Genomic DNA, 8,293 nt, shown 5'->3' with positions numbered 1-8,293 from the left:
ATTTATTATAAAATAAATTTCTACGCTTTGCACAAAGAGGAGACAGCTTTTTCTATGCCACCCAAAGCATTTTTCAACATCGAACGCGGGCAAGCGATATTAAGTCGCATAAACCCTTCACCTTCCATACCAAAAATGTGCCCTTCATTCATTGCAACCCTTGCTCTCTGCAACATAAATTGATCCATTTCTTTAACCGAAAATCCTAATTCCCGGCAGTCCATCCAGACAAGGTATGTGCCTTCAGGCTGGATGACTTTGATTTGCGGAATGTTTTTGCTGAAGTAACTCAGAGTGAACTCCAAATTCCCCTGTAAATATTCAAGGAGCTGATCCAGCCATTCTTCTCCGTGTCGGTAAGCAGCCTCTAACGCAACAACACCAAATATGTTCGGCGAACCAATGGATAATGTATTAAGTTCTCGATCATACCTATCGCGCAGTTGTTGATTTGGAATAATGATACTTGACGTCTGTACACCCATCAGGTTAAAAGTTTTGCTTGGCGCAATGCAGGTAAGAGAATGCTTGGCAAACTCTTCTGATATAGAGGCAAAAGGAATGTGAGTATGTGTCTTATAAACAAAGTCAAAATGAATTTCATCTGCCACAACGAGAATGTTATGCTTCATACAAATCTGTCCCAATCTCGTCAATTCTTCTTTGCTCCAAACCCTTCCAATTGGGTTATGAGGACTACACAAAATCAACATTTTCACCGTTGAATCTATCTTTGCCTCTAGGTCTGCAAAATCTATGGAATAATGCCCATTTTCAAGCTTAAGCGGGTTGTTTACAATTTCACGGCCGTTCGCTTGAATCACACGGGCAAAATGATGGTATACAGGAGGTTGGATTATTATTTTGTCCCCTGTCTGCGTGAAGGACTGAATCGCCAACGATAGGGCTGGAATCACTCCTGGGCTATGGGTAATCCATTCTTTCTCAATGGACCATCGATGTCTTCTTTTCAGCCAACCAACAATGGATTCCATGTACGAGTCCGGTCTAAGCGTGTAGCCATAAACTCCGTGCTCCACACGTTGTTTTAATGCTTCGATGATAGGTTGTGGAGACTGAAAATCCATATCGGCCACCCACATCGGTATAACATCCTTTACGCCAAAATGATTTTCAAGATTATCCCACTTTTCGCAGTCAGTGTTCAGTCGACGGACTTCTTGGTCAAAATTATATTTCATCGCTATCTCTCCTTCTCATGTTTGCTTGTGTAACTTGCCTCTGCTTGTGTAACTTGCCTCTGCTTGTGTAACTTGCCTCTGCTTGTGTAACTTGCCTCTGAATATATGCAATTGTCATGCCAACCCATTTCTCTTATATAATCTCCTTGTTTTTATTGAATTTCTTGATTGAATTCCCTAATACCGCGGTCATTATTTAAAAACTCTTTCATCCTAAGCATTAGCTCATTTGCAATTATGGTAAGTATTTTCGCATGGATGATAAAATTCAAAGATTTCATTAAGCATCTGTGGTGGGTCTCAACTTCTTCTGTTTTCTCCATTCTTCATAACCTCCTACAAGACTTTGTACTTCTTTAAAACCATGAACTTGTAGAAGGCTTGCAGCGATCGCTGATCTTCCGCCGGTTTTGCAATAAACCAATACTGGTTTATCATGCGGAATTTTGTGTACCTGTTCCTTCAAATGACCAAGCATTACATGCCTTGCCTGGGGAATATGGCCTTCCTCCCATTCGCCCATGCTACGGACATCAAGTACATATATTTGTTCTGTTTGAATCGTGCCTTCTATCTGGTCCATTGTTACTTCTTCATACTTCATAACACGGGAATCAGATTCTCCTGCTTGCTCAATGATATATGGTTCCATTGTTGCAACGACGCGATCCAATCCAATGGACTGGAGATCATTTATCATATCTGCCACATCCGCATTGCATGCTAGAAGATATATAGGCTGGTCATAATCCAACAACCATCCCGCCCAAGTTACAAATGATTTGTTATAAGGGATATTAATTACCCCTCGTATATGCTTGGTGGCAAATTCACTGGCCGGACGCGTATCAATGACAATTCCCTGATCCGTCCATTCCTGTACAATATCTATTGAAACCTCCATATGATGTGGTGTTGCCATCCTTCGAATTTGCTGCGCTCCTTCTTTATTCAACCGCTTCATCATTGAAAAATAAGGAGGTGCCTCCGGCTGTCCGGCCAACAGTGCTTCTATAAAGCGATCCTCATTATCATATTGCAATGCCCAATTTGTCCGTTTTTCATATCCGATGGTTGACGACGGGATTGCACCTAGTGCTTTTCCACAGGCACTGCCCGCTCCATGCCCTGGCCATACTTGCAGATAGTCAGGAAGGTTTTTAAACTGCTGCAGAGATCGATACATCATGCTTGCCATTTTTCCTGAAGAACCGTGCACCCCTGCGGCTTTTTCTAGTAGGTCGGGACGTCCCACATCACCGACGAATACAAAATCTCCGGTAAATATGCCGAGCGGATCCTTGTTCGATTCACCCCCATCTGTTACGAGCAGCGATATATGTTCAGGTGTGTGTCCTGGTGTATGTACCACCTCAAAATTGATATTCCCAATGGAAAATACATCTCCATTTCTTAGAAAGCAGTATTCATACCCAGTTGCGTACTCATATTTCCAGTCCTCCCCTCCTTCATCAGACAAATACAATGTGGCCCCAAGCCTTGAAGCTAGCTCCTGTGAACCCGACAAAAAATCTGCGTGGATGTGTGTTTCCGTTACACCCACGATCCGCACACCTTGTGCTCTTGCCGTTTTTAAGTAAGGTTCTATATTACGTGACGGATCGACAATGATCGCTTCGCCAGTAGCCTGACATCCCACAAGGTATGAAGCCTGAGCCAGTTTCTCATCATAAAAATACTTGAGTAGCATAAATTATCCTCCTTTTAAGGGCCTTGCTTACTTCTGGTTCTGTTATGCCTATCAGAAATGCTATTACATCATACCTTTAAGCATCCCGTTCCAATACATAACGGGAAGCAAGTTTTTCTTCAATACATACATACTGAACCTCTCACGGGATTGATCGATAGGAAACGTTTCTTGCGGCTGTAAATCATAATTGAATTCAGCCAGTATAAGCCGCCCGTATCCAGTAACAAGTGGACATGATGTATATCCGTCATATTTATGAACCATTTGTTTGGCACGCATCCGATGAAGTAAATTTTGCACAAGCACGGGCGCTTGTTTGCGAATTGCAGCCCCTGTTTTTGAAGTAGGCAAGTTTGTGCAATCCCCTATGCCAAATATATTGTCAAAGCGGTCATGCTGCAGCGTATATTTATCTACATTCAGCCAACCATTGCTAGCTGCTAGGGAACTATTCTTGATAAAATCAGGGGCGCTCATCGGTGGTACCACATGAATGATGTCATATTGCATATCCACACGCTCTTTTGTGTTCAGATTTTCAAATGTCGCTCGCTTCTTGTCACCGTCAATTTCAATGAGATGATGCATAAAATATGTCTCGATTTCTTTTCGTTCAATTATTTTATTTAGTGCCTGTTCATACTTTTTCACATTGAATATGGATGGGCTACCTGAAACAAAAATAACCGAAGATTGGTGCCGAACCCCTGATTTTCTGAAATGATCTTCTGCCAAATACATAATTTTTTGAGGAGCTCCACCACATTTTACTGGCGTGTTCGGATTGGTAAAAATGGAAGTCCCCCCCTTGAAGTTTCTGATCGCCTCCCAAGTGCTATCAACATAATCATAAGAGTAATTACTACATACCCCATTCTTTCCAATACTCTCTTTTAATCCCTTGATTTCATGCCAGTTAATTTGAATCCCTGCAGCGACAACTAGATATTCATAGTGCAGTTTCTTTCCGGATGCTGTAACAACAGCATTTTCATCTGGCTGAAATGTGGTTATCGCATCCTGTACCCACACGGCTCCGCTCGGAATAACCGATGCTTCCTCCCTTTGTGTCACAGTTTTGTCAGCTTCGCCAGCTCCCACAAGTGTCCATAATGGCTGATAATAATGTTTCGTCGCAGGGTCAATGATGGCAATATTTCCGCTCAGATCGCGAGATTCACGCAGGAGACGAGCTGCAACCGTAATTCCGGCACTGCCCCCTCCAACAATCAAAATTTTGTAATGTGTGTCATTCTTTATATTTGCCATTCTAATCTCCTCATCTCAATTTTATAAAGTAGCTCACCAATCTAACGCTTTAGCATTAATGATTAGCATGTAACTGGCGACCAACATAACAACACCAGAAAATACATAATGCAGCGTACGCTGCTGTTTGCTTAAGCGGGCTGCCAGCCAAGCTCCGACTGTTCCGCCGACAACTCCCCCTCCAACAAATTCGAACATTATCCACCAGTTTACAAGGCCAGATGAGCTATAGCTTATAGCTGTCATAAGCCCAAATGTGCCAACAGATACCAGAGAAGATCCAATTGCTGCAATCATTGGCATCCTTGTTACAAAAATTAAATCGGGAACAATCAAAAATCCGCCGCCCTGAGACTCTTACCAACAAATCCGAGTAGTTGGCGATTCATCTCTCCCTCCTATCTCTATGTACTTATCATTTATACAAGCAAAAATCATGCCAATTAATTCCCCCTGTAAAACCGCTTGTTTTGCACACTGCACTCTTTGGAAATTCCCAATTTTACTATCTTACATATTAAAAAACCTTTATCATCAAGCCTAAAGCCTTCCTAGGACTAGGAATTTTTTTTGCATCTGTGATAAATTCTTCAAGCTATTTCTATAAAGTGATTCTCTAACCTATCCAGTTAACAAGAATTTTTCTTAGATTTCGTATAACTGAAAAAGCGTACAAGAACATTGTTAATGTACTACCTCTGATAGAAATGAAAAAAATCGCTCCAATGTTATATAGAACGATTTAACGTAAACAACCTTATTCAAATAAAGCGCCTTTTAGTCGCCACAAAATTAATCTCCCTTACTTTAAGCTGCCAAAATAGCCTGAGATTTCATAGAATCAAGGCTTTTTTAATGCAATGTTCTTTAGGCTGATCTTCAGCTAATTCCTGTTAGTTCATTAAGAATTACAGTTCTTTATAAACAAATTCTCTGTACTTTATAAAATTTTGCTTTTTATAGAAGTCCTTTGCAATATTGTTCTCAAACCAATAATCTAATTCTATTAAATCTATTCCTCGATCGTTTGCCATTTCATATATACATTCCATAAGACTTGAACCATAACCCTTATTTCTCTTTGTTTCCACTATGCTAATCTGGTGTACATAAACAGACTTATATCCTTTTTTAAACGCATTTTCTGGATATTCTCTTATCTCTATCCAAGCATAGCCAAGAGCTTCTTCGTTATCTTCTAACAAAAGGAAAATGAAACTTTCGTTATTAACCAGACTTTTGAAAACTTCCTTCACATTTTCATAGTTATATTCCTTAAAGTATTTAGGATACAAATTTGAATGTAAATCGTGCACATATTTATTTAATTTAGCTACCAAATTGAAATTTCTTGTTTGACTAATTTTCATAACAATCCCTCATCTATCTTTCGCTATTTTGAACAATAATCCCTTTTTTATGTAATTTCAGGGAATTCCTTATTATATTTACCTAATGGAACTAACCTCCCCCGATAGTTCCATAAAGAAAAAAACTGCCTTAAAGACAGTTCCGATCTTAAGCTACGCACCCTTAAGCTTAATAAGAAAAAACACCTTAGTTGGCATTTTTCAGCACAGTAAATATGCTGGTTTATGAACTTTCAATGGAGATTTTTTTCATTAATCGTTTTAATTTATCTTCTGTAGCTGTTCCCTCTACTGGTGTATAGATACTGCACCTTAAGTCCATGTCCCCCTGGACTTGGAGAGACGTTAAATTAAATAGCATCTTTCCGGCTTTAGCATGTCTAAATTCAATCATCATTTCTGGTGCTTTACTCACTTGACTTTCTTGCCATAAAGATTGAAATTCTGGGTGAGAATTACTCATTTCTTTAATAAATAGGTTATACCATTCATCACCTAAGTAGTGGCCATAATATGCACGAAAAATGGCAAGAAATCCTTTAACAAAATGCTCCCAATTCACAGCTAATGCTTTTAATTCTTTTCTTGTAAATACTAGATGGATCAAATTTCGTTGGTCATCTGAGAGTTGTTCAAAATCTAAAAATACATGAGCAGCAGCATTGTTCCAGCCTACAATATGACAATGTCGATCTGTAATGATAGTAGGGCAATACGTTAACTCAGCTAAAATTTTTTCCAAAGAAGGACTAAGTTTTGGCTGATCCTTCTTTCGATGAATAATGGATGATTTCACTTCTAAAGCTAAATCATATAGATACTCTCGTTCATCATTATTTAATTGTAGAGCTGTAGATATGCAATCCAATACGCTTGTAGAGACCTTTATATCCCGACCTTGCTCTAGCCACGTATACCAAGTAGTACTAACTCCCGCCAAATGTGCAACTTCTTCTCTTCGTAAGCCAGGTGTTCTTCTCCGTGTACCAGCAGGTATACCTATAGATTCAGGTTTTATTTGGGATCGCTTCGTTTTTAAAAATGAAGACAAAGCTTCAAGTCTGGTTTTATCATTCATTTCTAAACCTCCATCATAACCATTTAACCTAGTAGTTATTATACCAGGATAAACACTCACTTGTAATAGGATAACCTCGAAGTATAATACAAGTATACTATTCATTTGGAGTGATGAAAAATGGAAAGAGTCGTTATTACCGGAATGGGAGTAGTCTCTCCTATTGGAAACAACGTAGAAAAATTTTGGAGAAATCTGACTGAAGGGAAGTCGGGCATTTCCTCTATTGATACATTTGACGTAAGCAATCATAAAGCAAAAATTGCAGGAATTATTCGTGATTTTAATGCAGATGATATTTTAGGAAAAAATGAAGCACGACGTCTAGATCGCTTTACTCAATTTGCTTTGGCTGCTGCTGAACAAGCTTGGACTGATTCTAATTTAGATATTGATGATATCAATCTAGAAAGACTTGGCGTATATGTTGGTTCGGGGATAGGAGGAATTGAAACATTGATTGATAATGTGGATACTCTTCGAGAGAAAGGTCCAAGACGAGTTAGTCCAACCCTGGTACCAGCCATGATTTCAAATGCTGCCGCAGCCCAAATTAGTATCAAGTGGAACGCAATGGGACCTACTATGTCACCTGTTTCTGCTTGTGCAATCGGAAATACAGCTATTGGTGAAGCATTCAGACTTATTCGCTTTGGAGAAGCCGATGCCGTTTTTGCAGGAGGAGCAGAGGCAGCTATAACAGATTTATCTTTAGCTAGTTTTGGTAATGCTACAGCCTTATCAACGAGAAACGATAATCCAACTAAAGCTAGCCGTCCTTTTGATGTAAATCGAGATGGATTTGTCATGTCAGAAGGAGCAGGAATTTTAATCTTGGAGTCTTTGTCTCACGCTTTACGTAGAGATGCAAAAATTTATGCAGAAGTCATTGGGTATGGTGCGAGTTCTGATGCTTATCATATGGTAGCTACACACCCAGAAGGTAAAGGAGCCTATCTTGCAATGAAAATGGCTTTGAAAAATGCAAAAATTTCTCCTGAAGAGATTGATGTTATTAGCGCTCATGCAACAAGTACAGAAGTCGGAGATCGATCTGAGACACTGGCCATAAAAAAACTGTTTGAATCAAAAGCTTATCAAATCCCAATAACAGCTAATAAATCTATGCTTGGTCACATGTTAGGAGCAGCTGGAGGCGTGGAAGCAATTGCTTTGGCAAAAAGTTTAAAGGAAGGAATTATTCCTCCAACCATCAACTTAGAAAAGCCTGATTCATTATGTGATTTAGATTATGTACCAGGTGTTGCGCGTAAAGTGGAAATAAGTACTGGTCTATCCAATTCATTTGGTTTTGGAGGTCATAATGCGGCTATCGTTTTAAAAAAATACGAGTGAATTAAAGATCCTCAAGAGAACTTTTAGTTAGTTACCATAATCGGTCTTATAGGAAAGTAAATACGAAAAAGCCCTTTTTTCTTCTATATAAGGGCTTTTTTCTTTTTCATAAAAGTGTCCTTTTACGAACGGCAGCAACAATGCTATACAGCCATTTCGGATATTTTATATGTTAAGAGAATCCAACCTGAAAAGTCGATCTCCTCGTCGTAAAGGATTTGACTTTTTTTACTTCCTCTAAATAGAACTAAACCAGCTAATAGGATGTCAATATCTTTCTCTGAAATTTTCATTTCCCTTATGA

General features: G+C 39.2%; 8 protein-coding genes. 1 reads left to right on the top strand and 7 read right to left on the bottom strand.

All coding sequences use genetic code 11. The features are described from left to right. Positions 1-20: 20 nt before the first annotated feature. From ACFWE9_RS24470 to ACFWE9_RS24440, 7 genes are all read right to left on the bottom strand, one after another. A complete protein-coding gene (locus ACFWE9_RS24470; RefSeq protein WP_230162430.1) occupies positions 21-1,202 on the bottom strand; it encodes a MalY/PatB family protein in 1,182 nt (393 codons plus the stop codon). Between the two features lie 152 nt (positions 1,203-1,354). Then, positions 1,355-1,525: a hypothetical protein gene (locus ACFWE9_RS24465; RefSeq protein ID WP_230162432.1), complete on the bottom strand. Its 171-nt coding sequence runs from the start codon at positions 1,523-1,525 to the stop codon at positions 1,355-1,357. Further along, positions 1,483-2,913 (bottom strand): MBL fold metallo-hydrolase, encoded by a 1,431-nt coding sequence (locus ACFWE9_RS24460; RefSeq protein ID WP_230162434.1) that lies wholly within the window; start codon positions 2,911-2,913, stop codon positions 1,483-1,485. The genes ACFWE9_RS24465 and ACFWE9_RS24460 overlap by 43 nt, the downstream gene beginning before the upstream one ends. 63 nt (positions 2,914-2,976) lie before the next feature. Continuing rightward, a complete protein-coding gene (locus tag ACFWE9_RS24455; protein ID WP_230162436.1) occupies positions 2,977-4,185 on the bottom strand; it encodes an FAD/NAD(P)-binding oxidoreductase in 1,209 nt (402 codons plus the stop codon). Positions 4,186-4,218: 33 nt separating this feature from the next. Further along, complete coding sequence (locus ACFWE9_RS24450; protein WP_290370649.1) at positions 4,219-4,521, bottom strand: TSUP family transporter; 303 nt, start codon at positions 4,519-4,521, stop codon at positions 4,219-4,221. A gap of 572 nt (positions 4,522-5,093) precedes the next feature. Further along, positions 5,094-5,555: a GNAT family N-acetyltransferase gene (locus ACFWE9_RS24445; RefSeq protein WP_377359238.1), complete on the bottom strand. Its 462-nt coding sequence runs from the start codon at positions 5,553-5,555 to the stop codon at positions 5,094-5,096. 223 nt (positions 5,556-5,778) lie between these two features. Next, entirely contained in the window at positions 5,779-6,633 is an 855-nt protein-coding gene (locus ACFWE9_RS24440) for a helix-turn-helix transcriptional regulator (protein WP_230162439.1), read from the bottom strand. Between the two features lie 120 nt (positions 6,634-6,753). On the opposite strand from ACFWE9_RS24440, the gene fabF reads away from it, so the two are divergent. Beyond that, the gene (gene fabF, locus ACFWE9_RS24435; protein ID WP_377359235.1) at positions 6,754-7,989 is read left to right on the top strand and encodes a beta-ketoacyl-ACP synthase II; all 1,236 of its coding nucleotides are present in this window, start codon (positions 6,754-6,756) and stop codon (positions 7,987-7,989) included. The last annotated feature ends 304 nt before the right edge of the window (positions 7,990-8,293 follow it).

The sequence above is a fragment of the Peribacillus sp. NPDC060253 genome, assembly GCF_042727425.1.
In the GTDB taxonomy this organism is placed as follows: Bacteria; Bacillota; Bacilli; order Bacillales; family DSM-1321; genus Peribacillus.
Note: the sequence above shows the minus strand (reverse complement) of the source record. Positions and strands in the feature narration are given on the sequence as shown.

What these genes read in the sequence shown, in the direction of transcription:
- ACFWE9_RS24470 (WP_230162430.1), bottom strand. Translation starts at nt 1,202, where the DNA reads ATGAAATATAATTTTGACCAAGAAGTCCGTCGACTGAACACTGACTGC.
- ACFWE9_RS24445 (WP_377359238.1), bottom strand. Translation starts at nt 5,555, where the DNA reads ATGAAAATTAGTCAAACAAGAAATTTCAATTTGGTAGCTAAATTAAAT.
- ACFWE9_RS24455 (WP_230162436.1), bottom strand. Translation starts at nt 4,185, where the DNA reads ATGGCAAATATAAAGAATGACACACATTACAAAATTTTGATTGTTGGA.
- fabF (WP_377359235.1), top strand. Translation starts at nt 6,754, where the DNA reads ATGGAAAGAGTCGTTATTACCGGAATGGGAGTAGTCTCTCCTATTGGA.
- ACFWE9_RS24460 (WP_230162434.1), bottom strand. Translation starts at nt 2,913, where the DNA reads ATGCTACTCAAGTATTTTTATGATGAGAAACTGGCTCAGGCTTCATAC.
- ACFWE9_RS24465 (WP_230162432.1), bottom strand. Translation starts at nt 1,525, where the DNA reads ATGGAGAAAACAGAAGAAGTTGAGACCCACCACAGATGCTTAATGAAA.
- ACFWE9_RS24440 (WP_230162439.1), bottom strand. Translation starts at nt 6,633, where the DNA reads ATGAATGATAAAACCAGACTTGAAGCTTTGTCTTCATTTTTAAAAACG.